This is a genomic window from Kluyvera fluvialis, from assembly GCF_059725275.1.
This window is the reverse complement of the sequence record NZ_AP046142.1, coordinates 4,713,325-4,737,619: the sequence shown is the minus strand read 5'-3', so window position 1 is coordinate 4,737,619 and position 24,295 is coordinate 4,713,325. Positions and strand designations below refer to the sequence as shown.

Annotated in this window: 22 protein-coding genes and 5 tRNA genes; 22 read left to right on the top strand and 5 right to left on the bottom strand. The window is 55.2% G+C overall.

Annotated elements, in window-relative coordinates; genetic code table 11:
* The first annotated feature begins 34 nt into the window (after positions 1–34).
* From wecB to AC6I4B_RS22290, 16 genes are all read left to right on the top strand, one after another.
* Positions 35–1,165 carry a non-hydrolyzing UDP-N-acetylglucosamine 2-epimerase gene (gene wecB / locus AC6I4B_RS22365; protein ID WP_497768276.1) on the top strand — a complete coding sequence of 377 codons (1,131 nt, stop codon included), beginning with the start codon at positions 35–37 and terminating at the stop codon, positions 1,163–1,165.
* Positions 1,162–2,424 carry a UDP-N-acetyl-D-mannosamine dehydrogenase gene (gene wecC / locus AC6I4B_RS22360; RefSeq protein WP_497768275.1) on the top strand — a complete coding sequence of 421 codons (1,263 nt, stop codon included), beginning with the start codon at positions 1,162–1,164 and terminating at the stop codon, positions 2,422–2,424. The genes wecB and wecC overlap by 4 nt, the downstream gene beginning before the upstream one ends.
* Positions 2,421–3,488 (top strand): dTDP-glucose 4,6-dehydratase, encoded by a 1,068-nt coding sequence (gene rffG / locus AC6I4B_RS22355; RefSeq protein WP_497768273.1) that lies wholly within the window; start codon positions 2,421–2,423, stop codon positions 3,486–3,488. Before wecC ends, rffG begins: the two co-directional genes overlap by 4 nt.
* Before the next feature lie 21 nt (positions 3,489–3,509).
* Complete coding sequence (gene rfbA / locus AC6I4B_RS22350; RefSeq protein ID WP_497768272.1) at positions 3,510–4,391, top strand: glucose-1-phosphate thymidylyltransferase RfbA; 882 nt, start codon at positions 3,510–3,512, stop codon at positions 4,389–4,391.
* The gene (gene rffC / locus AC6I4B_RS22345) at positions 4,369–5,043 is read left to right on the top strand and encodes a dTDP-4-amino-4,6-dideoxy-D-galactose acyltransferase (protein WP_497768270.1); all 675 of its coding nucleotides are present in this window, start codon (positions 4,369–4,371) and stop codon (positions 5,041–5,043) included. Before rfbA ends, rffC begins: the two co-directional genes overlap by 23 nt.
* A gap of 4 nt (positions 5,044–5,047) precedes the next feature.
* On the top strand, positions 5,048–6,178 hold the full coding sequence (gene rffA, locus AC6I4B_RS22340; RefSeq protein WP_497768269.1) for a dTDP-4-amino-4,6-dideoxygalactose transaminase: 1,131 nt from the start codon (positions 5,048–5,050) through the stop codon (positions 6,176–6,178).
* Position 6,179: 1 nt separating this feature from the next.
* Positions 6,180–7,430, top strand: coding sequence for a lipid III flippase WzxE (gene wzxE / locus AC6I4B_RS22335; protein WP_497768267.1), 1,251 nt, complete (start codon positions 6,180–6,182; stop codon positions 7,428–7,430).
* Positions 7,427–8,506, top strand: a complete 1,080-nt coding sequence (locus tag AC6I4B_RS22330) for a TDP-N-acetylfucosamine:lipid II N-acetylfucosaminyltransferase (protein WP_497768266.1) — start codon at positions 7,427–7,429, stop codon at positions 8,504–8,506. The genes wzxE and AC6I4B_RS22330 overlap by 4 nt, the downstream gene beginning before the upstream one ends.
* On the top strand, positions 8,503–9,852 hold the full coding sequence (gene wzyE, locus AC6I4B_RS22325; RefSeq protein ID WP_497768264.1) for an ECA oligosaccharide polymerase: 1,350 nt from the start codon (positions 8,503–8,505) through the stop codon (positions 9,850–9,852). Before AC6I4B_RS22330 ends, wzyE begins: the two co-directional genes overlap by 4 nt.
* A gap of 1 nt (position 9,853) precedes the next feature.
* Positions 9,854–10,594, top strand: coding sequence for a lipopolysaccharide N-acetylmannosaminouronosyltransferase (gene wecG, locus AC6I4B_RS22320; RefSeq protein WP_497768263.1), 741 nt, complete (start codon positions 9,854–9,856; stop codon positions 10,592–10,594).
* Between the two features lie 228 nt (positions 10,595–10,822).
* A complete protein-coding gene (thrP, locus tag AC6I4B_RS22315; RefSeq protein ID WP_497768261.1) occupies positions 10,823–12,208 on the top strand; it encodes a bifunctional threonine/serine APC transporter ThrP in 1,386 nt (461 codons plus the stop codon).
* 102 nt (positions 12,209–12,310) lie between these two features.
* Positions 12,311–12,387, top strand: a tRNA-Arg gene (locus AC6I4B_RS22310).
* 57 nt (positions 12,388–12,444) lie between these two features.
* Positions 12,445–12,520 (top strand) — tRNA-His (locus AC6I4B_RS22305).
* Between the two features lie 23 nt (positions 12,521–12,543).
* A tRNA-Leu gene (locus AC6I4B_RS22300) sits at positions 12,544–12,630 on the top strand.
* A gap of 42 nt (positions 12,631–12,672) precedes the next feature.
* Positions 12,673–12,749, top strand: a tRNA-Pro gene (locus AC6I4B_RS22295).
* A gap of 92 nt (positions 12,750–12,841) precedes the next feature.
* Positions 12,842–12,918, top strand: a tRNA-Pro gene (locus AC6I4B_RS22290).
* 412 nt (positions 12,919–13,330) lie between these two features.
* Here AC6I4B_RS22290 and hemY read toward each other — a convergent pair.
* The 4 genes from hemY to hemC are packed head-to-tail and all read right to left on the bottom strand — an operon-like array spanning position 13,331 to position 17,409.
* Positions 13,331–14,527, bottom strand: a complete 1,197-nt coding sequence (gene hemY, locus AC6I4B_RS22285) for a protoheme IX biogenesis protein HemY (protein ID WP_497768260.1) — start codon at positions 14,525–14,527, stop codon at positions 13,331–13,333.
* A 3-nt stretch (positions 14,528–14,530) separates the two neighbouring features.
* On the bottom strand, positions 14,531–15,709 hold the full coding sequence (hemX, locus tag AC6I4B_RS22280; protein WP_497768258.1) for a uroporphyrinogen-III C-methyltransferase: 1,179 nt from the start codon (positions 15,707–15,709) through the stop codon (positions 14,531–14,533).
* 21 nt (positions 15,710–15,730) lie between these two features.
* A complete protein-coding gene (gene hemD, locus AC6I4B_RS22275; protein ID WP_497768256.1) occupies positions 15,731–16,471 on the bottom strand; it encodes a uroporphyrinogen-III synthase in 741 nt (246 codons plus the stop codon).
* Positions 16,468–17,409 carry a hydroxymethylbilane synthase gene (hemC, locus tag AC6I4B_RS22270; RefSeq protein ID WP_497768255.1) on the bottom strand — a complete coding sequence of 314 codons (942 nt, stop codon included), beginning with the start codon at positions 17,407–17,409 and terminating at the stop codon, positions 16,468–16,470. Before hemC ends, hemD begins: the two co-directional genes overlap by 4 nt.
* 361 nt (positions 17,410–17,770) lie before the next feature.
* Here hemC and cyaA point away from each other — a divergent pair, with 361 nt between their 5' ends.
* Positions 17,771–20,317 (top strand): class I adenylate cyclase, encoded by a 2,547-nt coding sequence (gene cyaA, locus AC6I4B_RS22265; RefSeq protein WP_497768253.1) that lies wholly within the window; start codon positions 17,771–17,773, stop codon positions 20,315–20,317.
* 77 nt (positions 20,318–20,394) lie between these two features.
* On the opposite strand, the gene cyaY is transcribed toward cyaA, so the two are convergent.
* Positions 20,395–20,715, bottom strand: a complete 321-nt coding sequence (cyaY, locus tag AC6I4B_RS22260; RefSeq protein WP_497768251.1) for an iron donor protein CyaY — start codon at positions 20,713–20,715, stop codon at positions 20,395–20,397.
* A gap of 140 nt (positions 20,716–20,855) precedes the next feature.
* Here cyaY and lptM point away from each other — a divergent pair, with 140 nt between their 5' ends.
* From lptM to yigB, 5 genes are read left to right on the top strand one after another with little or no spacing between them, the layout of a single operon-like run.
* Positions 20,856–21,059, top strand: coding sequence for an LPS translocon maturation chaperone LptM (gene lptM, locus AC6I4B_RS22255; protein WP_497768250.1), 204 nt, complete (start codon positions 20,856–20,858; stop codon positions 21,057–21,059).
* A gap of 33 nt (positions 21,060–21,092) precedes the next feature.
* Positions 21,093–21,917, top strand: coding sequence for a diaminopimelate epimerase (gene dapF, locus AC6I4B_RS22250; RefSeq protein WP_497768248.1), 825 nt, complete (start codon positions 21,093–21,095; stop codon positions 21,915–21,917).
* Entirely contained in the window at positions 21,914–22,621 is a 708-nt protein-coding gene (locus AC6I4B_RS22245; protein WP_497768247.1) for a DUF484 domain-containing protein, read from the top strand. Before dapF ends, AC6I4B_RS22245 begins: the two co-directional genes overlap by 4 nt.
* A complete protein-coding gene (gene xerC / locus AC6I4B_RS22240) occupies positions 22,618–23,520 on the top strand; it encodes a tyrosine recombinase XerC (protein ID WP_497768245.1) in 903 nt (300 codons plus the stop codon). Before AC6I4B_RS22245 ends, xerC begins: the two co-directional genes overlap by 4 nt.
* On the top strand, positions 23,520–24,236 hold the full coding sequence (gene yigB / locus AC6I4B_RS22235; protein WP_497768244.1) for a 5-amino-6-(5-phospho-D-ribitylamino)uracil phosphatase YigB: 717 nt from the start codon (positions 23,520–23,522) through the stop codon (positions 24,234–24,236). The genes xerC and yigB overlap by 1 nt, the downstream gene beginning before the upstream one ends.
* The last annotated feature ends 59 nt before the right edge of the window (positions 24,237–24,295 follow it).

The following is a 24,295-nucleotide window of genomic DNA, read 5'->3' as shown; positions in this document are numbered from 1 at the left end:
GATGGGCCAGTTTCATCTTAAGAAGAGAATCGATGTGAAAGTTCTGACTGTATTTGGCACTCGCCCGGAGGCTATCAAAATGGCCCCTCTGGTGCATGAGCTAGCAAAGGACCCTCATTTTGAGGCAAGAGTCTGCGTCACGGCGCAGCATAGGGAAATGCTTGATCAGGTGCTAAACCTCTTCTCCATCGTTCCGGATTATGATCTCAATATCATGAGCCCAGGACAGGGGTTAACTGAAATAACCTGCCGTATTTTGCAGGGGTTAAAACCGATTCTGGAGTCTTTCAAACCGGATGTTGTGTTAGTTCATGGCGACACGACGACCACTGCCGCCGCAAGCCTGGCGGCATTTTATCAGCGCATTCCCGTTGGGCACGTTGAAGCGGGGCTGCGCACTGGCGACCTCTACTCGCCGTGGCCGGAAGAAGCGAACCGTACATTAACGGGGCATCTGGCGATGTACCATTTCGCGCCAACTGAAAATTCCCGGCAAAATCTGCTGCGCGAAAACCTGCCGGATACCCGTATTTTCGTCACCGGCAACACGGTGATTGATGCCTTACTGTGGGTGCGCGACCGAGTCGTAAACGACGAAACGTTGAGCGCAGAGCTGAACCAGCGTTACCCGTTTTTGAGTAACGGCAAAAAGATGATCCTGGTGACTGGGCATCGCCGTGAGAGCTTCGGTCAAGGGTTTGAGCAGATTTGTCATGCGCTGGCGGAAATCGCGGCGAGCAACCCGAGCCTCCAGATTGTCTATCCGGTGCACCTGAATCCCAATGTCAGCGAGCCGGTGAAGCGTATTCTCGGCCATGTCGAGAACGTCATACTGATTGACCCGCAGGATTACCTGCCGTTTGTCTGGCTGATGAACCACGCGTGGCTGATTCTGACCGACTCTGGCGGCATTCAGGAAGAGGCGCCGTCGCTGGGTAAACCGGTGCTGGTGATGCGTGAAACCACAGAGCGCCCGGAAGCGGTAGACGCTGGCACGGTGCGGTTGGTGGGCACTAATCGCCAACGCATTGTGGATGAGGTGACGCGCTTACTGCGCGATGACGAAGAATATCAACGAATGAGCCGAGCCCATAACCCTTACGGGGACGGTCAGGCATGTGAACGAATTTTATCAGCATTAAAAAATAATCAGGTAACGTTATGAGTTTTTCAACCCTCTCGGTGATCGGCCTGGGCTATATCGGCCTTCCCACAGCGGCAGCGTTTGCCTCACGGCAAAAGCAGGTAGTGGGTGTGGATATCAATCAACACGCGGTAGATACCATCAACCGTGGTGAAATTCATATTGTTGAACCCGATCTCGACAGGGTGGTAAAAACGGCGGTGGCGGACGGATTCTTACGCGCCACCACTACGCCGGAAGAGGCTGATGCCTACCTGATTGCCGTGCCGACGCCGTTTAAAGGCGATCACGAGCCGGATATGGTTTACGTCGAAGCGGCGGCCCGCTCGATTGCGCCAGTGCTGAAAAAAGGCGCGCTGGTGATTCTTGAATCGACTTCTCCGGTTGGCGCAACCGAGCTGATGGCGGGGTGGCTGGCGGAGATGCGCCCAGACTTAACCTTCCCGCAGCAGGTGGGTGAACAGGCGGATATTAATATTGCCTACTGCCCAGAGCGCGTACTGCCGGGTCAGGTGATGGTTGAGCTTATCAAGAATGACCGCGTGATTGGCGGTATGACGCCGGTGTGCTCCGCACGCGCCAGCGAGCTGTACAACATTTTCCTCGAAGGCGAATGCGTGGTAACCAACGCGCGCACGGCGGAAATGTGCAAGCTGACCGAAAACAGCTTCCGCGATGTAAACATCGCGTTTGCTAACGAACTGTCGCTTATCTGTGCCGAACAGGGAATTAACGTCTGGGAACTGATTCGCCTGGCGAACCGCCACCCGCGCGTCAACATTCTCCAGCCTGGTCCTGGCGTTGGCGGGCACTGCATCGCCGTCGATCCCTGGTTTATCGTGGCGCAAAACCCAGAGCAGGCGCGCCTGATTCGCACGGCCCGTGAAGTCAACGACTACAAACCGTTGTGGGTCATCGATAAAGTGAAAGCGAACGTTGCCGACTGCCTCGCTGCCAGCAACAAGCGCGCCAGCGAACTGAAAATTGCCTGCTTTGGCCTGGCGTTTAAACCTAATATTGATGATCTGCGCGAAAGCCCAGCGATGGAAATCGCGGAGCTGATTGCCCAATGGCACAGTGGCGAAACGCTGGTCGTTGAACCGAATATTCATCAGTTGCCGAAAAAACTCGATGGGCTGTGCTCGCTGGTATCGGTAGATACCGCGCTCGCCAGCGCCGATGTGATAGTTATGCTGGTCGATCACGCCCAGTTTAAAGCGATTCACGGCGACGTCATTACCCAGCAGTACGTGGTGGATACCAAAGGAGTCTGGCGTTGAAACGGATTCTGGTCACCGGCGGCGCGGGCTTTATCGGCTCGGCGGTAGTGCGCCATATCATCAACCACACGCCAGATAGCGTGGTGGTGGTTGATAAGCTCACCTACGCAGGTAACCTGGCATCACTGGCTCCGGTGGCGAGCGATGCCCGCTTTGCCTTCGAACAGGTGGATATTTGCGATCGCGCGGCGCTGAACTGCGTATTCGACCAGTATCAACCGGATATCGTCATGCATCTGGCGGCGGAAAGCCACGTTGACCGCTCCATCGACGGGCCGGCGGCGTTTATTGAAACCAATATCGTCGGCACTTACACGCTACTGGAGGCCGCGCGAGCCTATTGGTCTGCGCTGGAAAGCGACGCCAAAGCGGCGTTCCGCTTCCACCATATTTCGACCGATGAAGTGTACGGCGACCTGCACTCGGCGGAGGATTTCTTTACCGAAACCACGCCGTATGCGCCAAGCAGCCCGTATTCGGCCTCGAAGGCCAGCAGTGACCATTTAGTGCGCGCCTGGCTGCGCACTTACGGCCTGCCCACGCTTATCACCAACTGCTCGAACAACTACGGCCCTTACCACTTCCCGGAAAAGCTGATCCCGCTGACTATCCTCAACGCGCTGGCGGGGAAACCGCTGCCGGTATACGGAAACGGGCAGCAGATTCGTGACTGGCTGTATGTCGATGACCATGCGCGCGCGCTGTACCTTGTTGCCACCGCTGGCGGCATTGGCGAAACGTACAACATTGGCGGCCATAACGAGCGTAAAAACCTCGACGTGGTAGAGACTATTTGCGCGCTGCTGGAAGAGTTAGTGCCGCAAAAACCACAGGGTGTAGCGCACTATCACGACCTGATAACCTTTGTCGCTGACCGACCTGGCCACGATTTACGTTACGCGATTGATGCGGCGAAAATCGCCCGCGATCTCGGCTGGACGCCAGCCGAGACTTTCGAAAGTGGGATGCGCAAAACCGTGCAGTGGTATCTCGCCAACGAAAGCTGGTGGAAACAGGTACAAGACGGCAGCTACCAGGGTGAACGTCTGGGCCTGAAGGGCTAATCTCCCGGAGGAGTGTAAGCAATGAAAGGTATTATTCTGGCTGGCGGCTCAGGCTCGCGTCTGTATCCGATCACTCGTGGCGTGTCCAAACAGCTACTGCCGATTTACGACAAACCGATGATTTACTACCCGCTGTCGGTACTGATGCTGGCGGGGATTCGTGAAATTCTTATCATCACCACCCCTGAAGATAAAAGCTACTTCCAACGTCTGCTGGGCGATGGCAGCGAGTTTGGCATTTCACTGCAATACGCTGAACAGCCAAGCCCTGATGGCCTGGCACAGGCGTTTATCATCGGTGAAACGTTCCTCAACGGCGAGCCGTCATGCCTGGTGCTCGGCGACAATATCTTCTTCGGTCAGGGCTTTAGCCCTAAACTGCGCCACGTGGCAGCGCGCAGCGAAGGGGCAACGGTATTTGGTTACCAGGTGATGGACCCGGAACGTTTTGGCGTGGTGGAGTTTGACGATAACTTCCGCGCTATCTCGCTGGAAGAGAAACCTGCGCAGCCGAAATCAAACTGGGCTGTAACCGGCCTTTACTTCTACGACAGTAAAGTGGTGGAGTACGCCAAACGCGTGAAGCCTTCCGCGCGCGGCGAGCTGGAAATCACCTCGATTAACCAGATGTATCTCGACGACGGGCATCTGACCGTTGAACTGCTGGGCCGTGGTTTTGCCTGGCTTGATACCGGCACGCATGACAGCTTGATTGAAGCGAGCATGTTTGTGCAGACGGTAGAAAAGCGCCAGGGCTTTAAAATCGCCTGTCTGGAAGAGATTGCCTGGCGTAACGGCTGGCTGGACGATGAAGGCGTGAAGCGCGCCGCCAGCCAGTTAGCGAAAACCGGCTACGGTCAATATTTGCTGGAGCTACTCCGTGCCCGTCCTCGCCAATATTGAGCCACTGACGTGGGAAAACCAGTTTTTTGGTATTCATAGCGCGATCGTCCGCTTCGCGCACGATGCTGCCCCGCTAACCGCCGCGCGGCTGGCGGGGTGGTCGCGGGTGCAGGCTAAAATTGCCGCGCATCAGGTTGAACAGCTCGATGCGCTACAACAGCTGGGTTTTCGGCTGGTAGAAGGCGAAGTGGACTTGGCGTTGCCAGTCACGGAAGTTGCCTGCCCACAGGCAGAAATAGCCACTGACGATGATATTCCCGCACTGCGCCTTCTTGCCGCTCATGCGTTTTCACAAAGCCGATTCCGCGCGCCGTGGTACGCCGCCGATGCCAGTGGGCGCTTTTATGCTCAATGGATTGAGAACGCAGTAAAAGGCACATTCGATAACCAGTGTCTGGTTTTTCGCGATGCAGACGGTGCTATCCGCGCGTTTGTATCCCTACGAGAATTGAACGCCTCTGACGCGCGAATCGGCCTGCTGGCTGGGCGCGGCGCGGGTGGCGAATTGATGCAGGCGGCGGTGCGCTGGGCGTATACTCGCGGCCTTTCGACGCTACGGGTGGCGACGCAAGCCGGCAATACCGCAGCACTTAAACGCTATATTCACAGCGGGGCTAACGTTGTCAGCACCGCGTACTGGCTATACAGGTGACACCATGATTCCATTTAACGCCCCACCGGTTGTGGGTACTGAACTCGATTATATGCAATCCGCGATGGGCAGCGGCAAGCTGTGCGGCGATGGTGGTTTTACCCGTCGTTGCCAGCAATGGATGGAACATCGCTTCGCGAGCGCCAAAGTGCTGCTGACCCCGTCCTGCACCGCCTCGCTAGAGATGGCGGCTATCCTGCTGGATATTCAGCCGGGCGATGAAGTCATCATGCCGAGCTACACCTTCGTTTCCACCGCCAATGCCTTTGTGCTGCGTGGTGCGAAAATTGTGTTTGTGGACGTTCACAAAGAGACGATGAATATCGATGAGACGCTGATTGAAGCGGCGATCACCGATAAAACCCGCGCCATTGTGCCGGTGCATTACGCAGGCGTGGCCTGTGAAATGGACACCATTATGGCGTTGGCGAAAAAATATCATCTGTTCGTGGTTGAAGACGCCGCGCAGGGTGTGATGTCCACCTACAAAGGCCAGGCGCTGGGATCTATTGGTCATATCGGCTGCTTTAGCTTCCATGAAACCAAAAACTACACTGCGGGCGGTGAAGGTGGGGCGACGCTGATTAACGACCGTGCGCTGGTTGAGCGTGCGGAAATCATCCGTGAAAAAGGCACCAACCGCAGCCAGTTCTTCCGTGGGCTGGTGGACAAATATACCTGGCGTGATATTGGCTCCAGCTATTTGATGTCTGATCTCCAGGCCGCCTATCTGTGGGCGCAACTGGAAGCTGCCGACCGCATCAACAAACAGCGTCTTGCGCTGTGGCAGAACTACTACGACGCGCTGCTGCCGCTGGCGGAAGCGGGGCGTATCGACCTGCCAGTTGTGCCAGCCGATTGTGGGCACAATGCGCACATGTTTTACATCAAAATGCGTGACGTTGAAGACCGCACTGCGCTGATCAACTGGCTGAAAGAAGCCGAAATTATGGCGGTGTTCCACTACATTCCGCTGCACTCTTGCCCGGCGGGTGAGAAGTTTGGCGAGTTCCACGGCGAAGACCGTTTCACCACGCAAGAAAGTGAGCGTTTACTACGCCTGCCGCTGTTCTACAACCTGCCGGTGGTTGACCAGCGCACGGTTATCAATTCGCTATTGAGCTATTTCGCCTGATATGTCACTGGCAAAAGCTTCGGTGTGGACCGCCGCGTCCACACTGGTAAAAATTGGCGTTGGGCTGTTAGTGGTAAAACTGCTGGCTGTCTCTTTTGGCCCCTCGGGCGTTGGCCAGGCGGGAAACTTCCGCCAGCTAGTGACTGTGCTCGGCGTATTGGCTGGGGCGGGGATTTTTAACGGGGTGACGAAATTCGTCGCTCAGCATCACGATGACCCGACGCGTTTGCGCCAGGTAGTGGGAACATCGTCGGCGATGGTGTTGGGGTTTTCCACGCTGTTGGCGGTGATTTTCCTGCTGGCGGCAGCGCCGATAAGCCAGGGGTTATTCGGCCATACCGACTATCAAGGCTTGGTGCGGCTGGTCGCGCTGGTACAAATGGGTATCGCGTGGGCGAACTTGCTGCTGGCGTTGATGAAGGGCTTCCGCGATGCGGCGGGCAACGCGCTGTCGCTGATTGCCGGTAGCCTGATGGGCGCCGTAGCGTATTACGCCTGTTATCGGCTGGGCGGCTATCAGGGCGCGCTGCTTGGGCTGGCGTTGGTTCCGGCGCTGATTGTGATCCCGGCGGCGGTGATGCTTTCCCGACGTGGGCTTATCCCGTGGGGATACCTGAAACCGCAGTGGGACAAGGCGCTGGCGGGCCAACTGGGCAAATTCACCCTGATGGCGCTGATTACCTCCGTCACGATGCCGGTGGCCTACGTGATGATGCGAAACCTGATGGCAGCGCATTACAGCTGGGATGAAGTGGGAATTTGGCAAGGTGTCAGCAGTATTTCAGACGCCTACCTCCAGTTTATTACCGCTTCGTTTAGCGTTTACCTGCTGCCGACGCTTTCGCGTTTGACGGCGAAAAAAGAGATCGCGCGCGAAATTGGCCGCTCGCTTAAGTTTGTTTTGCCTGCGGTGGCCGCTGCCAGCCTCAGCGTCTGGCTGCTGCGTGATTTCGCCATCTGGCTGCTGTTCTCGGCGAAGTTTTCCGCCATGCGCGACCTGTTTGCGTGGCAGTTAGTGGGCGATGTGCTGAAAGTAGGCGCTTACGTCTTTGGTTATTTAGTGATAGCAAAAGCGTCGCTGCGTTTTTATATTCTGGCCGAACTGAGCCAGTTTACGTTGCTGACGGCGTTCTCTCACTGGCTGATTCCGGCGCACGGCGCGCTGGGGGCGGCACAGGCCTACATGGCCACCTATATTGTTTATTTCACGCTGTGTAGCGGCGTATTTTTAATTTGGCGTAAACGGCAATGACCGAACTGATACATATTCTGGGATCGGATATCCCTCACCATAACCAGACGGTGCTACGGTTTTTTGCCGATGAGCTGGCCGTAGAGCACGCGCACGCCCGTCGGTTTATGGTAGTAAGCCGTGACGATAGCCTCCCGGCGGCGTTTCCGGCGCTGGCAATTGAGCGCTATGCCGATAAATCGACGCTGGCGAAAGCGGTGGTGGCGAAAGCTAAAGCTGACCGCCAGCAGCGATTCTTCTTTCATGGCCAGTTTAATACCGGCATTTGGCTGGCGCTGCTAAGCGGTGGCCTGAAGCCATCGCAGGTGAGCTGGCATATCTGGGGCGCGGATCTGTATGAAGTCTCGCGCGGCCTGAAATTTCGCCTGTTCTACCCGCTACGCCGCATGGCGCAGGGGCGAGTCGGGCGTGCGTTCGCCACGCGTGGCGATCTCAGCTATTTGTCGCATCGGCATCCGAAAGTGCCGGGCGAGCTGCTCTATTTCCCGACGCGAATGGATCCGGCGCTGAACTCGCTGGCGGATACGACGCCGCGCGAAGGTAAACTGACGATTCTGGTGGGTAACTCCGGCGATCGCAGCAATGAACACATGACGGCGCTGAAGGCGATTCATCAGCAGTTTGGCGACACGGTGAATGTGATAGTGCCAATGGGCTACCCCGCGAATAATGAAGCGTATATCACGGAAGTGAGTGACGCCGCACAGGCGCTATTTAGCGGCGAAAATGTGCAAATTCTCCGTGAAAAGCTAGAGTTTGATGACTATCTCGCGCTATTACGCCGCTGCGATTTGGGCTATTTCATTTTTGCCCGCCAGCAGGGTATTGGCACGCTGTGTTTGTTGATTCAGGCGGGGATTCCGTGCGTACTGAATCGGCAGAATCCGTTTTGGCTGGATATGGCCGAGCAGAATATCCCGGTACTGTTTACCGACGATGCGCTGACGGTTCCGGTGGTGCGTGAAGCACAGCGTCAGCTTTCGCTGGTGGATAAAAACACGATCGCCTTTTTCAAACCAAACTATCTGGAACCCTGGTATCGGGCGCTACAGTTGGCTGCGGGGGAAGCGGTATGAGCGAAATGCAGTTTACTGGGCTGTTGGTCGTCTGGCTGTTGTCTACGCTGTTTATCGGCACGCTGACGTGGTTCGAATTCCGTCGGGTGCGCTTTAACTTTAACGTCTTTTTCTCGCTGCTGTTCCTGCTGACCTTCTTCTTCGGCTTCCCGCTGACTTGCACGCTGGTGTTCCGTTTCGATGTGGGCGTTTCGCCGCCTGAGACACTGCTGCAAACGCTGTTGGTTTCGGTCTGTTTCTACGCGGTGTATTACGTCACCTATAAAACACGCCTGCGCACGGCGAATGCCAGTGCGCCGCGCCGCCCGTTGTTTACCATGAATCGGGTGGAAACCAACATCGCGTGGGTGTTGATGATGGGGATTGCGCTGTTAACGGTGGGCACGTTCTTCCTGCATAACGGCTTCCTGCTGTTTAAGTTGCACTCTTACAGCCAGATATTCTCCAGCGAAGTCTCCGGCGTGGCGCTTAAGCGCTTCTTCTACTTCTTTATTCCGGCGATGCTGGTGGTTTACTTCCTCAAGCCCAGTTGGAATGCGTGGATTGGCTTCCTGATTGCCACCACCGCATTCGGCTTACTGACCTACGCGATTGTTGGCGGCACGCGCGCCAACATTATTATCGCGTTCGCTATCTTCTTGTTTATCGGCATTATTCGCGGCTGGATTTCGCTGTGGATGCTGGCGGCAGCGGGCGTTCTGGGGATTGTCGGCATGTTCTGGCTGGCATTAAAGCGCTACGGGATGAGCGTTAGCGGCGATGAAGCGTTTTACTCCTTCTTGTACCTGACGCGCGATACCTTCTCGCCGTGGGAAAACCTGGCGCTACTGCTGCAAAACTACGACAAAATCGAGTTCCAGGGCTTAGCGCCGATGGTGCGTGACTTCTATGTCTTTATCCCTGGCTGGCTGTGGCCATCGCGGCCAAGCGTGGTGCTTAACACCGCGAACTACTTCACCTGGGAAGTACTGAACAACCACTCTGGGCTTGCGATTTCACCGACGCTGATTGGCTCGCTGGTGGTGATGGGCGGCGTATGGTTTGTGCCGCTGGGCGCCGTGGTGGTGGGGCTTATCATCAAATGGTTTGACTGGTTGTATAGCCTGGGGAATCAGGAGACTAACCGTTATAAATCGGCGATTTTGCACAGTTTCTGCTTTGGTGCGATCTTCAATATGATCGTGCTCGCGCGCGAAGGGCTGGACTCCTTCGGATCTCGCGTGGTCTTTTTTATGGTTGTCTTTGGGGCATGTTTGCTGGTGGCAAAACTGTTGTATTGGTTGTTTGAGCGCGCGGGGCTGATACATCAGCGGATAAAACGTCCCTCGCATGTTGGAGAAGGATAAAATGGCTGATTTACTGACCGCGCCGACCTACACCTTGCGTGGGTTGAAGCTTATTGGCTGGCGTAACATGGAGCACGCGCTGGACTATCTGTACGCGGGCGGCCACTTAAAACAGGGCACATTGGTGGCGATTAACGCCGAGAAAATGCTGACGCTGGAAGATAACGCCGAGGTTAGAACGCTGATCAACGCGGCGGAGTTTAAATACGCCGACGGTATCAGCGTGGTGCGTTCGATACGCAAAAAGTACCCCGAAGCCGACGTTTCGCGCGTGGCTGGGGCTGACCTGTGGGAAGCGCTGATGGCGCGCGCTGGAGCTGAAGGTACGCCAGTGTTTTTGATCGGCGGCAAACCGGACGTGTTGGCGCAAACCCGTGAAAAGCTGCGTCAGCAGTGGAATGTGAACCTGGTGGGCACTCAGGATGGCTACTTCACGCCAGAGCAGCGCCCGGCGCTGTTTGAACGTATCCGCGACAGCGGGGCGCAGATTGTGACGGTCGCGATGGGCTCGCCAAAGCAAGAGATTCTGATGCGCGATTGCCGTTTGGTGCACCCAGACGCGCTGTATATGGGCGTTGGCGGCACTTACGATGTCTTCACCGGCCATGTTAAACGCGCGCCAAAGGTGTGGCAGAACTTAGGCCTGGAGTGGCTTTACCGTCTGTTATCCCAGCCAAGCCGCATTAAACGCCAACTGCGTCTGCTGCGCTATTTACGTTGGCATTACACTAACCAACTCTAAATTTCCCGCGTAATAAGGTGAATGTATCGCGCATTTTCTGCGAGATACATTCACAAATTCGTTTTTTTCATTCTCATTTATATTTGCCATTTATTAAAAATTGTTAAACCATTCGCATACCCTGATGGCGTATCCGTAATTTGGCTGATGCGTCCACATCCGAAAATATCCATTATTTATAAAAATAAAACCGGCATTGACCGGACATATGCAAACACAAGAGGATTTATGGCAGAGAAGAAACCGGAGCTTCAGCGCGGTCTGGAAGCCCGTCACATTGAATTAATTGCCCTCGGGGGCACCATCGGCGTAGGCCTGTTTATGGGGGCAGCAAGCACCCTTAAATGGGCGGGGCCATCGGTGCTATTGGCCTATATCCTGGCGGGGGTTTTTGTCTTCTTTATTATGCGCTCAATGGGCGAAATGCTGTTTATCGAGCCAGTAACCGGTTCGTTCGCTGTTTATGCGCACCGTTATATTAGCCCATTCTTTGGCTATCTCACCGCCTGGTCATATTGGTTTATGTGGATGGCCGTGGGCATTTCCGAAATAACCGCAATAGGGGTGTACGTCCAGTTCTGGTTCCCGGATATGGCGCAGTGGATACCCGCGCTGATTGCCGTTGGGCTGGTTGCGCTGGCAAACCTGGCGGCAGTGCGCCTGTACGGTGAAATCGAATTCTGGTTTGCGATGATCAAAGTCACCACGATTATCGTGATGATTGTGATTGGCCTCGGTGTAATTTTCTTTGGCTTTGGTAACGGCGGCCAATCGATAGGGTTTAGTAACCTGACCGAGCACGGCGGCTTCTTTGCTGGTGGCTGGAAAGGCTTCCTGACGGCGTTGTGTATCGTTGTGGCATCTTACCAGGGCGTTGAGCTTATCGGCATGACCGCCGGTGAAGCGAAAAACCCACAGGTCACGCTGCGCAGCGCCGTGGGTAAAGTGCTGTGGCGTATCCTGATTTTCTATGTGGGCGCGATTTTCGTTATCGTCACTATCTTCCCGTGGAATGAAATTGGCACGAATGGCAGCCCGTTTGTTCTGACCTTTGCCAAAATCGGTATTACTGCGGCGGCGGGGGTGATTAACTTCGTGGTGCTGACGGCAGCGTTGTCTGGCTGTAACAGTGGTATGTATAGCTGCGGGCGTATGCTCTACGCGCTGGCGAAAAACCGTCAGTTACCGGCAGCGATGGCGAAGGTGACGAAAAGCGGTGTACCGGCGGCGGGTGTTACGCTGTCCATTGTTATTTTGCTGATTGGCTCGTGTCTGAACTACATTATTCCTAATCCGCAGCGTGTCTTTGTGTACGTTTATAGCGCCAGCGTGTTACCGGGCATGGTGCCGTGGTTTGTGATTCTGATTAGCCAACTGCGTTTTCGTCGTGAACACCAGGAAGCGATTGCCAGCCATCCATTCCGCTCGATCATGTTCCCGTGGGCTAACTATTTGACTATGGCATTCCTGGTTTGTGTGCTGATTGGTATGGGCATCAATGATGACACCCGTTTGTCGTTGTTTGTGGGTATTCTGTTTTTGGCGCTTGTCACGCTGATTTACCGTGTTTTTGGGATGCATCGCGCGACGCAATCCCAGGATTTGCGTAAATAAGCGACGAAATGCACAAAGCATGAGCAAACAGTAATTTTATTTAAAAAGGCACTAGACAGCGGGGGGGGAAGTCCGTATTATCCGACCCCGCAACGGCGCTAAGCGCCCGTAGCTCAGCTGGATAGAGCGCTGCCCTCCGGAGGCAGAGGTCTCAGGTTCGAATCCTGTCGGGCGCACCATTTACCCGGTGCTGGAGCTGCGGTGGTTTTTGAAACCGCGTAACAGATTTAACAGTGGTGGCTATAGCTCAGTTGGTAGAGCCCTGGATTGTGATTCCAGTTGTCGTGGGTTCGAATCCCATTAGCCACCCCATTATTTGATAGAGTTGTGAATTTGCGAAGGTGGCGGAATTGGTAGACGCGCTAGCTTCAGGTGTTAGTGTTCTTACGGACGTGGGGGTTCAAGTCCCCCCCCTCGCACCACGACTTTAACGAATTGAACGAAGTGTTCAAAAAGCAGTACATCGGCGAGTAGCGCAGCTTGGTAGCGCAACTGGTTTGGGACCAGTGGGTCGGAGGTTCGAATCCTCTCTCGCCGACCAATTTTGAACCCTGCTAAGGCGGGTTTTTTTGTTCACACCGATGGTGTTAACAGAAAAAAGAATTGAACTAAAAATTCAAAAAAGCAGTAAAACGGCGAGTAGCGCAGCTTGGTAGCGCAACTGGTTTGGGACCAGTGGGTCGGAGGTTCGAATCCTCTCTCGCCGACCAATTTTGAACCCCGCTTCGGCGGGGTTTTTTGTTTTCTGCCGTTTATCTACCTCGCGTTGATGCCCTTCTTCTTAAAGATTTAATAAATAGATCATTTGTCTGTAACCGGAGGTGTCATCCTCCAGAATCCTGTGCCATAATGCGCCGCGTAGATGCTCATTCCATCTCTTATGCTCGCCTTTGGCCTCATAAACTCAGGAATGATGCAGAGCCGTTTACGGTGCTTATCGTCCACTGACAGATGTCGCTTAAGCCTCATCAGACACCATGGGCATAACGTTGAGTGAAGCACCCATTATGTTGTCGAATTAAACCTGTTTAACGCCTGCTCCTTAAAAGAGCAGGCGTTTTTTTATGGGCGAAGGAGACAAAAAAAGGGGCCGAATGGCCCCTTTTCAAATACCCCGCAGAATTACGCTGGCGGGTTGTTCTGTAGCGTCAGCATCAGGCCATCACGGCGCATTGCTGCGGCTTCTTCTGGCTGCTTCAGGCGGTCAAGCGTATCGGCAAGCCACGCGTAGTCATAGGCGTCAGGGCGCTGTTTGAGCGCTGCACGGAACGCCAGGCTCGCTTCTTGCCATTCGCCGTGCTTCATCAGCGATTGCCCCAACGTGCTCCACAACAGCGGACGATCGCCAACCGTTTTGATCTGCTGGCGTAGCAGTTTTTCCATCTGTTCTGGATTGTTGGTACGCAGACGTGGAATCAGCATCACCAGACGATCGTCATATTGGCGCTTCAGGCCATCGATGATGATCTGCTGGGCGGTGTCATGATCGTCACATTCAATCAGGTGATCCGCCATCGCCACCTGAAGCGCGACCTGATGACGCGTTTTACGGCTTTGATTTTTCCACCAATTACGCAACCCTTCACTGCCCTGGTCGGCACGTGCTTGATCCATCAGACCAATCCACGCTTGCTGTTCCAGCGCCGCTCGGTGAGCGTCATCGCCCACGTGCGCTTTCGCCATTGATGGGATGATATCCAGCAGTGAACTCCACGCGCCAGTCTGGATATAAGCCTGCTCAGCCAGACGTAGCACTTCCGGGTGACGTGGGGCGATTTCCAGCAGTTTATCGACCCCGTGGCGAGCCGCATGGTTTTCGTTACGCGCTAGTTGCAGACGAACACGCGTAATTTCAACAGGGATCAGATCATTACCGGCGTTTTCTTCTGCGCGCTGAAGATGCTGATTAGCGCGCGCCTCGTCGCCACGCTGTTGCGCCGCTTCGGCTGCCAGCAGGTAGTTCACCACCGGTTGTTCTGCGTGGTCGGCATTTTTCGACATCAGCTTCTCAACCTGCTGATAATCGCCTTCCGCCAGTTTCAGCAGCGCTTGCTCGGTCTGTTTGCGTGCACGACGGCGCTTACGGCCAACGAACCAGCCGCGAGTGTTGGCGCCGGTACGGAAAATGCGGCGCAAAATCCACTCCAGCAAGAACAGTACGACCATCACCAGAATCAGGATAATCACTAAACCGGTGACGCTGGTTTCGATGTTGTAGTTATCCGTCTGAATTAACACATATCCTTGGTGCCCGGCGATCATCGGGCCAACCACGATACCGGCAATCAGCAGTGCGAAGAGTAATAAGACTTTTAGCATCGTTTACTCTCCCTGCGGTGCGGCGGCAGCCGGTTGCTGTGGTGCAGGTTGCGCCACGGCAGGCTGCGCCATCAGATTACGCACGCGGGTCTGCATCAGTTTTTCCAGAATCGGCTGGCTCTGTAGCGTTTCCGGCACGTTCATGGTGATGGTCTGCTGGCTGAGCTTATCCACATCATCCAGGAATGCTTTGGTGGTGGCATCCTCGGTATCGTAGTAAGCGCGAACCCAGGTTGATACGTTATCCAGCGCCTGTTTGTAGGTTTCTTCCTGGTGACGAGGAACCGCTTGCGCCGTGACTAACAGGCGAGAACGGATGTTTTCACGCAGGTAAATATCCTGGTTTGGGGCCAGCAGCGGCACGGCGGTTTCATCACGACGACGAATGGTGATAAAGCTATCCATAAAGCTCTGCCAGCTTTTTTGCAGGTTAACACGCCATTCGCGTACCGACGTTGACAGCTCACTGTCGTCGGAGTCCATCGGCGAATCGTCGTTGTTATTATCCGCCAGACGCAGGTTATCGACCTGGTTTGCCAGTTGGTTCACCTTCAGGATGATGCCGTCGTAGTCCACCTGCGCGACAGCCGAAAGGCTGGCAATATCATCGGTGATGGCGCGGCGCGCGGCGATTAAACTTGGGTCATTCATGTCGGCCAGGCTTGCATCCGCGCTTTTCAGCAGTGCAGCCGCAGTGGTCACGTCTTGATCGCTCCACAGCTTGCGTCCAGCGAGCTTCACGAGGAAATCAGATTGTGCCAGCAGCCAGGTTTTGGCATCGCTGCCAGAGATAGCGGCGACTTTCTGCTGTACTTCATCCAGTTGTTTTGCCATCTCGCTCTGCTGGGCTTTCGCGGCTTCCAGCTCGCTTGCCTGCTGCTTGATGGTGGTTTCCAGCGCCTCTTTTTGCGCATCCTGCGCTTTTTGCAGCGCAATAAGCTGGTTGGCGAGGGTGTCGCTGGCGGTAGTTTGGTTGACGGCCTGTTGTTTGCCCCAGCCGTACAGGCCCACGCCTGCCGCTAATGCAATGGCTATGGCGACGGCGCTCAGCACCAGACTGGTTTTTCCGCCGTTATTCTTTTTCTCAGCATTTTCTGGCTTACGAGCTTTGGGTTGCGGCGTGGTGTCCACGGCATCCCTGGACTCTTCAACCACGGCGGAGTTTTCTTTTTGTTCCGTCATTATGGCTTCCAATTTTGAGAGTTATTGTAATGCGCGCAGCAGCGCATCGTTGTCTGCGCTATCGGCAACCTGAATATCCTGCCAGCCCATTTCCTGGGCTAAACGTGCAATGCGCTCACTCACTACCAGTAGACGGCAGTTGAGCAGCCAGCGTTCCCGATACCAGAGGGGAATAAGTGCCCATAACTGTTGCAGCATTTCACCGCTGGTCACCACTACAGTGGTTACCCCGCGAGACTGCCAGCGCATGGCCTCTTCAGCGCCGTCATAGTGAATGGCACAGCGTTGATAACATTCACATAGCGTAACGTCAGCACCACGCGCGGTGAGCGTTTCGGCGAGTAATTCGCGCCCGCCGTTACCCCGGAGAATCAGCGCCTTCTTGCCGGCAATAGTTTGCAATTCAGGTAATTGTAGCAACACTTCGCTAATTTCCCGATCTAAAGGATAGCGAACATCCACACCGCTGACCTGATGCAAGGCTAATGCCGTGGTACGGCCAATGGCAAAATAACGGGGGAGGGTAGGCCAGCTCAGGCGCTGCTGCTGTAGCTGCGCATGGCTGAAACTGACCGCGTGTTGCGAAAGTGCGAAAACTAAATCTCCTTCACCCAACGTATGAAGCGCGTTACCGAGCGTGTTCAGCTCGCGGCCTGGGGTAAATTCAATCAGTGGAAAGCTCCAGGCTACTCGCCCCAGCGCGCGCAAACGGCTGACTAACTCTTCACCTTGCGGGGAGGGGCGGGTAACCAGAATGGTCATACGTTGGCATCTCCATTATAAACGGCAGCCAGAATGGCGCGCGCACCGTTGTCGAGCAGCTCATCGGCCAGCTCAATGCCCATGCGCTCGGCATCTTCCGGCTTGCCGCGACGCTCGCCGCGAACCATTTCGCTGCCGTCCGGTGCGCCGACCAGCGCGCGTAACCATAGCTCGCCGTTGTTCAGCTCGGCATAACTGCCGATTGGCACCTGGCAACCGCCTTCCAGGCGCGTGTTCATGGCGCGCTCGGCGCGAACGCGTGTGGCGGTGTGGTCGTGATTCAGCGGGGCAAGCAGCGCGCGGGTTTGTTCGTCGTCGAGACGACACTCAATGCCCACCGCACCCTGGCCTACGGCTGGGAGCGATTCTTCTGGCGACATTGGCTGGCGAATACGGGCGTCCAGCTCAAGGCGTTTCAAGCCCGCAACCGCCAGGATAATGGCGTCATAGTCACCGTTATCAAGTTTGCTCAGGCGTGTGCCAACGTTACCGCGCAGCGAGCGAATGACCAGATCCGGGCGGCGCTGGGCAATTTGGCACTGGCGGCGCAGGCTGGAAGTGCCCACGATGCTACCTGCCGGAAGGTCATCCATGCAGGCATAATGATTAGAAACGAAGGCGTCGCGCGGATCTTCGCGCTCGCAAATGGTCACTAGCCCCAAACCTTCCGGGAACTCAACCGGCACATCTTTCATTGAATGCACGGCGATATCCGCGCGGTTTTCAAGCAACGCAAGCTCAAGCTCTTTGACAAACAACCCCTTACCACCCACTTTCGCCAGCGGGGTATCAAGGATAACGTCGCCTCGGGTCACCATCGGGACAAGTGTCACCGTAAGCCCCGGATGGCAGGCCATCAACCGTTCTTTTACATAGTGTGCTTGCCAGAGTGCGAGCGGGCTTTGGCGTGTGGCAATTCTCAAAACTTTGTCTAACATGCTTGTTACCGTCATTATCGTCCGTTGACCATCCTAACATTGTTGACTTCATGATGTTAGTTTTCACCGTGTTCACAAGATGTGCAAATGAGTTGTGTTTGCCGTTCATTACTGGCACTGTCTTGATCGTATGCTGGGATTTACAGGAACAATCGATGCTACACTTGTTGTAGTGCAACATTCTTTACGGTCAACCGGCAAGGTGTTAAATTGATCACGTTTTAGACCATTTCTCGTCCGATATTTTCACTATCACAATGGCGGACGGTGAACGGTAACGGTTCTTCTTGTTGAAATATTAAAAGCCACCGTATCTGCATCACTATGATACGTCGCGGTTTTGAACATCAGGCGATATGTCTTGTACCTCTATATTGAGACGCTTAAACAGAGACTGGATGCCATAAACCAACTGCGTGTCGATCGCGCGCTTGCAGCCATGGGGCCTGCTTTCCAGCAGGTTTACAGTCTACTACCGACATTATTACATTATCATCATCCGCTGATGCCGGGTTACCTCGACGGTAACGTTCCCAAGGGCATCTGCCTCTACACGCCTGATGAAACCCAACGTCATTACCTTGATGAGCTTGAGCTGCACCGTGGAATGCCGCCGCAGCCTACAGCGAAGGGCGAGCTGCCGATTACCGGCCTTTACACGATGGGCAGTACCTCGTCCGTCGGCCAAAGCTGTTCTTCCGATCTCGATATCTGGGTGTGCCACCAGTCGTGGCTCGACAATGACGAACGCCAATTGTTACAGCGCAAATGTAGCCTGCTGGAAAGCTGGGCGGCGTCGCTGGGCGTTGAAGTAAGCTTCTTCCTGATTGACGAAAACCGTTTCCGCCATAATGAGAGTGGTAGTTTAGGCGGGGAAGATTGCGGTTCAACGCAACATATTTTACTGCTTGATGAATTTTACCGTTCGGCGGTGCGTCTGGCGGGCAAACGTATTCTGTGGAATATGGTGCCGTGCGAGGAAGAAGATCATTACGACGATTACGTGATGACGCTTTACGCGCAGGGCGTGCTGACGCCGAACGAATGGCTCGACCTCGGTGGATTGAGCTCGCTCTCCGCCGAAGAATACTTTGGCGCAAGCCTGTGGCAGCTCTATAAAAGCATCGACTCGCCGTATAAAGCCGTGCTCAAAACGCTGCTGCTGGAAGCCTACTCGTGGGAATATCCCAACACCCATCTGCTGGCGAAAGACATCAAACAACGCCTGCACGATGGTGAAATAGTCTCTTTCGGGCTTGATGCTTACTGCATGATGCTCGAACGCGTGACCGAATATCTCAAAGCGATTGAAGACGAAACGCGTCTTGACCTCGTGCGCCGCTGTTTCTACCTCAAAGTGTGCGAAAAGCTCAGTCGTGAACGCGCCTGCGTTGGCTGGCGTCGTGAAATCGTTGGGCAACTGGTGAAAGAGTGGGGCTGGAGCGAAGAGCGCCTGGCAATGCTCGACAACCGCGCCAACTGGAAAATCGACCAGGTGCGCGAAGCGCATAACGAACTGCTCGATGCGATGATGCAGAGCTACCGTAACCTGATTCGTTTTGCCCGTCGCAACAACCTGAGTGTTTCGGCTAGCCCGCAGGATATCGGCGTGCTGACGCGTAAACTGTACGCGGCATTCGAAGCACTGCCGGGTAAAGTCACGCTGGTTAACCCGCAAATTTCGCCGGATCTTTCCGAGCCGAATCTGACCTTTATCTATGTTCCGCCTGGGCGCGCCAACCGTACGGGTTGGTATCTTTACAACCGTGCGCCGAACATGGAGTCGATAATCAGCCATCAGCCGCTGGAATATAACCGCTATCTTAATAAGCTGGTGGCCTGGGCGTGGTTTAACGGTCTGCTGACATCGCGCACACATCTGTTTATTAAAGGCAACGGCATTGTCGATTTAGCCAAGCTGCAAGAGATGGTGGCTGATGTCTCGCATCACTTCCCGCTGCGCCTGCCTGCGCCGACGCCGAAAGCGTTGTACAGCCCGTGCGAAATTCGCCATCTGGCGATTATCGTCAATCTGGAATATGACCCAACGGCGGCGTTCCGCAACCAGGTGGTGCATTTCGATTTCCGTAAGCTTGATATCTTTAGCTTCGGTGAAGATCAAAAATGCCTGGTGGGCAGCGTTGACCTGCTGTATCGCAACTCGTGGAACGAAGTGCGTACGCTGCACTTTAACGGCGAGCAGGCAATGATTGAAGCGCTGAAAACGATTCTGGGCAAAATGCACCAGGACGCCGCACCGCCGGATAGCGTCGAAGTGTTCTGCTATAGCCAGCATTTGCGCGGGCTGATTCGTACTCGCGTACAGCAACTGGTGTCAGAGTGCATTGAGCTGCGCCTTTCCAGCACTCGCCAGGAAACCGGGCGCTTTAAAGCGCTGCGTGTCTCCGGGCAAACCTGGGGCCTGTTCTTTGAACGCTTGAATGTGTCGGTGCAAAAGCTAGAAAACGCCATCGAATTCTACGGCGCGATTTCGCACAACAAACTGCATGGCTTGTCGGTGCAGGTTGAGACTAACCACGTCGAGCTGCCGCAGGTGGTCGATGGTTTTGCCAGCGAAGGGATTATTCAATTCTTCTTTGAAGAGTCGGGCGAAGATCAGGGCTTTAATATCTACATTCTCGATGAGAGCAACCGCGCGGAGGTGTATCACCACTGCGAGGGCAGCAAAGAGGAACTGGTGCGTGACGTCAGCCGTTTCTACTCATCGTCGCACGACCGCTTCACCTACGGCTCCAGTTTTATCAACTTTAACCTGCCGCAGTTTTACCAAATTGTGACGGTTGATGGTCGCTCACAGGTGATTCCGTTCCGTAGCCAGGCAATTAGCACACCGCCGCCGTCTAATCACGACAATAACGCGCCGCTGTTGCAGCAGTATTTCTCTTAGCCATAATGCCGGCTGGCCTACGTGTTTGGCGCCATTGGTAGGCCGGATAGTGTTTACACCGCCATCCGGCAAACGTCTTAGCGGAAACTAACTGTTTCACCCGCTTGCTGCGTTGCCGCTTGTTCCAGCAAATCCCAGAACGTTTCGCCGCTGCGATCGCAAACCCACTCGTCGCCTTTCAGATCAAAGTGGTAGCCGCCCTGTTTGGTCGCCAGCCACACCTGGTGCAGCGGTTCCTGGCGGTTGATGATGATTTTGCTGCCGTTCTCAAAGCTAATGGTCAGTACGCCGCCGTTGATTTCGCAGTCGATATCGCTGTCGCCGTCCCAGTCGTCCAAACGTTCTTCGATGGCCAGCCACAGGGTGTCTGCCAGGCGATGAAATTCACTGTCGTTCATTGTTTTATCCCGCTATTTAGTGATGACGGCAGTATAGCGTGAAACAAATCACGTTGCAGTCAGGCGCTTAACGCTTGCTTTTGCGCCTTCTCCTGCGATGATAGAAATATAGAAAGCATTGAACTACAGGCATCTTAATAATGAATAAGATTTTTCGACCGCTGGCGCTGTTGCTTGCATTGTTTAGCCTTGCTGGCTGCGGCCTGAAAGGCCCACTATATTTTCCTCCGGCAGATAAAACGGCGGCTCCGCCGACCAAACCCGTGACCAACCCTGTTCAGAACGAGACTCCGGATCGTAATGACCGTGGTGATAACGGTGGCCCGACGCAGGTTAACTACTAATACACGTTCTGTTCCGCGCAACTGGAGTAGATAATGCAGTTCTCTAAAATGCATGGCCTCGGCAACGATTTCATGGTTGTCGACGCGGTAACGCAGAATGTTTTTTTCTCCCCGGAGCTGATACGCCGTCTGGCGGACAGGCATTTGGGCGTGGGGTTCGATCAGCTCCTGGTTGTTGAGCCGCCATACGATCCCGACCTGGATTTTCACTATCGCATCTTCAACGCCGATGGCAGTGAAGTGTCCCAGTGCGGTAACGGCGCGCGCTGTTTTGCGCGCTTCGTGCGTCTGAAAGGCCTGACCAATAAACGTGACATCCGTGTCAGTACCGCGAACGGTCGCATGGTCTTAAGCGTAACCGACGATGAACTGGTGTGCGTGAATATGGGCGAGCCGAACTTTGAGCCGTCGCAGGTACCGTTCCGCGCTAACAAAGCGGAAAAGACCTATATCATGCGCGTGTCTGAACAGACAATATTGTGCGGCGTGGTGTCGATGGGAAACCCGCACTGCGTTATCCAGGTTGATGATATAGACACGGCGGCGGTAGAAACCCTCGGGCCGGTGATGGAAAGCCATGAACGTTTCCCGGAACGCGCTAACATTGGTTTTATGCAGGTTGTAAAACGCGATCACATCCGTCTGCGTGTTTATGAGCGCGGCGCGGGTGAAACGCAGGCCTGCGGCAGTGGCGCGTGCGCGGCGGTTGCTGTTGGTATTCTGCAAGGTTTACTGGCAGAAGAAGTGCGCGTGGAGTTGCCGGGCGGGCGTCTTGATATCGCCTGGAAAGGACCGGGCCAACCGTTGTTTATGACTGGCCCGGCGGCACATGTCTATGACGGATTTATGCACCTATGAAACACATCGGGGAAGAACAGCAGGATGCTATGACCACGCTGGACGACAGCGCGGTGGTGGAATATCTGCTGCAACATCCTGAATTCTTTATTCGTAATGCTGCCGTTGTCGAGCAAATGCGCGTTCCCCACCCGGTGCGGGGAATGGTGTCGCTGGTTGAGTGGCACATGGCGCGCTCGCGCAACTATATCGCCATGTTGGAAGAGAACGTAGGCCAACTGATGGAGCAGGCGACGGCCAACGAAGGGCTGTTTTACCGCCTGCTGAACCTGCAAAACCGGCTGGCCTGCGCTGAAAGCCTGGACGACCTCCTGCTGCGCTTTCACCGCTGGGCGCGCGAGCTGGGGCTGGCGGGGGCATCGATACGCCTGTTCTCTGACCGCTGGCGTCTTGGCGCTCCCTCGAAATACACCGATCTTGTGCTCTCGCGTCAGGCGTTTGAACCGCTACGCATTCAGCGCTTAGGCCAGGCCAATCACTATCTGGGCACGTTGAACGGGCCGGAGCTGTTATTGGTGTTGCCCGAGGCGAAAGCGGTAGGGTCGGTGGCGATGTCGATGATGGGCAGCGACGGTTCTCTTGGCGTGATCCTGTTCAGCAGCCGTGACCCGCATCATTATCAAGCGGGACAAGGCACGCAGCTATTGCAGGAGATTGCGCTGATGTTACCCGGCTTGCTGGAACGATGGATTGAGCGCATATGACCGACACCACTTTGGCGCAGGCTGTCACCCGCTTTCTGCGCTATCTGGGCGTAGAGCGTCAGCTTAGCCCAATCACCTTATTGAACTATCAGCGTCAGCTTGATGCCATTATTGAACTGGCCAGCGGTATGGGCCTACAGAATTGGCAACAATGTGATGCTGCGATGGTGCGCAGCTTCGCTACCCGCAGCCGCCGTAAAGGCTTGGGAGCCGCCAGCCTGGCGCTCCGCTTGTCGGCGTTGCGTAGCTTCTTTGACTGGATGGTCAGCCAGGGCGAGCTTCCGGCAAACCCCGCGAAAGGGATTGCCGCACCGAAAGCACCGCGCCATCTACCGAAAAATATCGACGTCGATGACGTTAATCGGCTGCTGGATATCGACCTGAACGACCCGCTGGCAGTGCGCGATCGCGCAATGCTGGAGGTGATGTACGGGGCCGGGCTGCGTTTGTCGGAATTAGTGGGGCTGGATATCAAACATCTGGATCTCGACACCGGCGAAGTGTGGGTGATGGGCAAAGGCAGCAAAGAGCGCCGCTTGCCGATTGGCCGCAACGCGGTTGCCTGGATTGAACACTGGCTCGATCTACGCGGCCTGTTCGGCGGCGATGACGATGCGCTGTTTCTCTCCAAACTGGGTAAACGCATTTCAGCGCGTAACGTGCAAAAACGGTTTGCCGAATGGGGCGTGAAACAGGGGCTTAACAGCCACGTGCATCCACACAAATTGCGCCACTCATTTGCGACCCATATGCTTGAGTCGAGCGGCGATTTGCGCGGCGTACAGGAACTGCTGGGCCACGCGAATCTATCGACCACCCAAATCTATACCCACCTTGATTTTCAACACCTTGCTTCGGTGTACGATGCGGCGCATCCACGCGCCAAACGGGAGAAATAATGCGTTTTTATCGGCCGTTGGGCGCGATTGCCGCGTTGACGTTTGACCTTGATGACACCCTTTATGATAACCGCCCGGTGATTGACCGGACGATGCACGAATCGCTGGCTTTTGTGCGCGCTTACCACCCGGCGCTGGCGAATTTTGACGCCCGAATGCTTCAGCACTGGCGCGATACGCTGCTGCTGACCGAGCCGGAAATTTACCACGACGTAACCGAATGGCGCTGGCGCGCGCTGGAGTTGGGGATGCGTGAGGCGGGCTTAACGGCGCAAGAGGCGGCAGCCGGTGCTGATGCAGCAATGGCCAACTTCGCGCACTGGCGTAGCCAGATTGACGTGCCGCAGGAGACGCACGACACGCTGGCGCAGCTCGCGAAAAAATGGCCGCTGGTGGCTATCACCAACGGTAACGCCCAGCCGGAATTATTCGGCCTGAACGGCTACTTCCAGTTTGTGCTGCGCGCGGGGCCAGACGGGCGCTCAAAACCGTTTGCTGACATGTATCAACGGGCGGCAGAAAAGCTCAGTGTCCCGCTCGCCGAGATCCTCCACGTCGGCGATGACCTCACCACCGATGTCGCGGGAGCCGTGCGCTGTGGGATGCAAGCCTGCTGGATTAAACCGGAAGGCGCGGATTTGATGAGGGCCACGGATAGCCGTTTGTTGCCACATATTGAGATTTCGCGGTTGGCATCTCTGACCTCGCTGATATAATTCCCCATAGTTCTGTATAAAATTCCAGGGTTTTGGCGGTTATCCGCTCTACGACTGTA

Coding starts and splice junctions, on each gene's coding strand:
- wecC (WP_497768275.1), top strand. CDS start 1,162: ATGAGTTTTTCAACCCTCTCGGTGATCGGCCTGGGCTATATCGGCCTT.
- rfbA (WP_497768272.1), top strand. CDS start 3,510: ATGAAAGGTATTATTCTGGCTGGCGGCTCAGGCTCGCGTCTGTATCCG.
- rffA (WP_497768269.1), top strand. CDS start 5,048: ATGATTCCATTTAACGCCCCACCGGTTGTGGGTACTGAACTCGATTAT.
- wzxE (WP_497768267.1), top strand. CDS start 6,180: ATGTCACTGGCAAAAGCTTCGGTGTGGACCGCCGCGTCCACACTGGTA.
- AC6I4B_RS22330 (WP_497768266.1), top strand. CDS start 7,427: ATGACCGAACTGATACATATTCTGGGATCGGATATCCCTCACCATAAC.
- wzyE (WP_497768264.1), top strand. CDS start 8,503: ATGAGCGAAATGCAGTTTACTGGGCTGTTGGTCGTCTGGCTGTTGTCT.
- wecG (WP_497768263.1), top strand. CDS start 9,854: ATGGCTGATTTACTGACCGCGCCGACCTACACCTTGCGTGGGTTGAAG.
- thrP (WP_497768261.1), top strand. CDS start 10,823: ATGGCAGAGAAGAAACCGGAGCTTCAGCGCGGTCTGGAAGCCCGTCAC.
- hemY (WP_497768260.1), bottom strand. CDS start 14,527: ATGCTAAAAGTCTTATTACTCTTCGCACTGCTGATTGCCGGTATCGTG.
- hemX (WP_497768258.1), bottom strand. CDS start 15,709: ATGACGGAACAAAAAGAAAACTCCGCCGTGGTTGAAGAGTCCAGGGAT.
- hemD (WP_497768256.1), bottom strand. CDS start 16,471: ATGACCATTCTGGTTACCCGCCCCTCCCCGCAAGGTGAAGAGTTAGTC.
- hemC (WP_497768255.1), bottom strand. CDS start 17,409: ATGTTAGACAAAGTTTTGAGAATTGCCACACGCCAAAGCCCGCTCGCA.
- cyaY (WP_497768251.1), bottom strand. CDS start 20,715: ATGAACGACAGTGAATTTCATCGCCTGGCAGACACCCTGTGGCTGGCC.
- lptM (WP_497768250.1), top strand. CDS start 20,856: ATGAATAAGATTTTTCGACCGCTGGCGCTGTTGCTTGCATTGTTTAGC.
- dapF (WP_497768248.1), top strand. CDS start 21,093: ATGCAGTTCTCTAAAATGCATGGCCTCGGCAACGATTTCATGGTTGTC.
- AC6I4B_RS22245 (WP_497768247.1), top strand. CDS start 21,914: ATGAAACACATCGGGGAAGAACAGCAGGATGCTATGACCACGCTGGAC.
- xerC (WP_497768245.1), top strand. CDS start 22,618: ATGACCGACACCACTTTGGCGCAGGCTGTCACCCGCTTTCTGCGCTAT.
- yigB (WP_497768244.1), top strand. CDS start 23,520: ATGCGTTTTTATCGGCCGTTGGGCGCGATTGCCGCGTTGACGTTTGAC.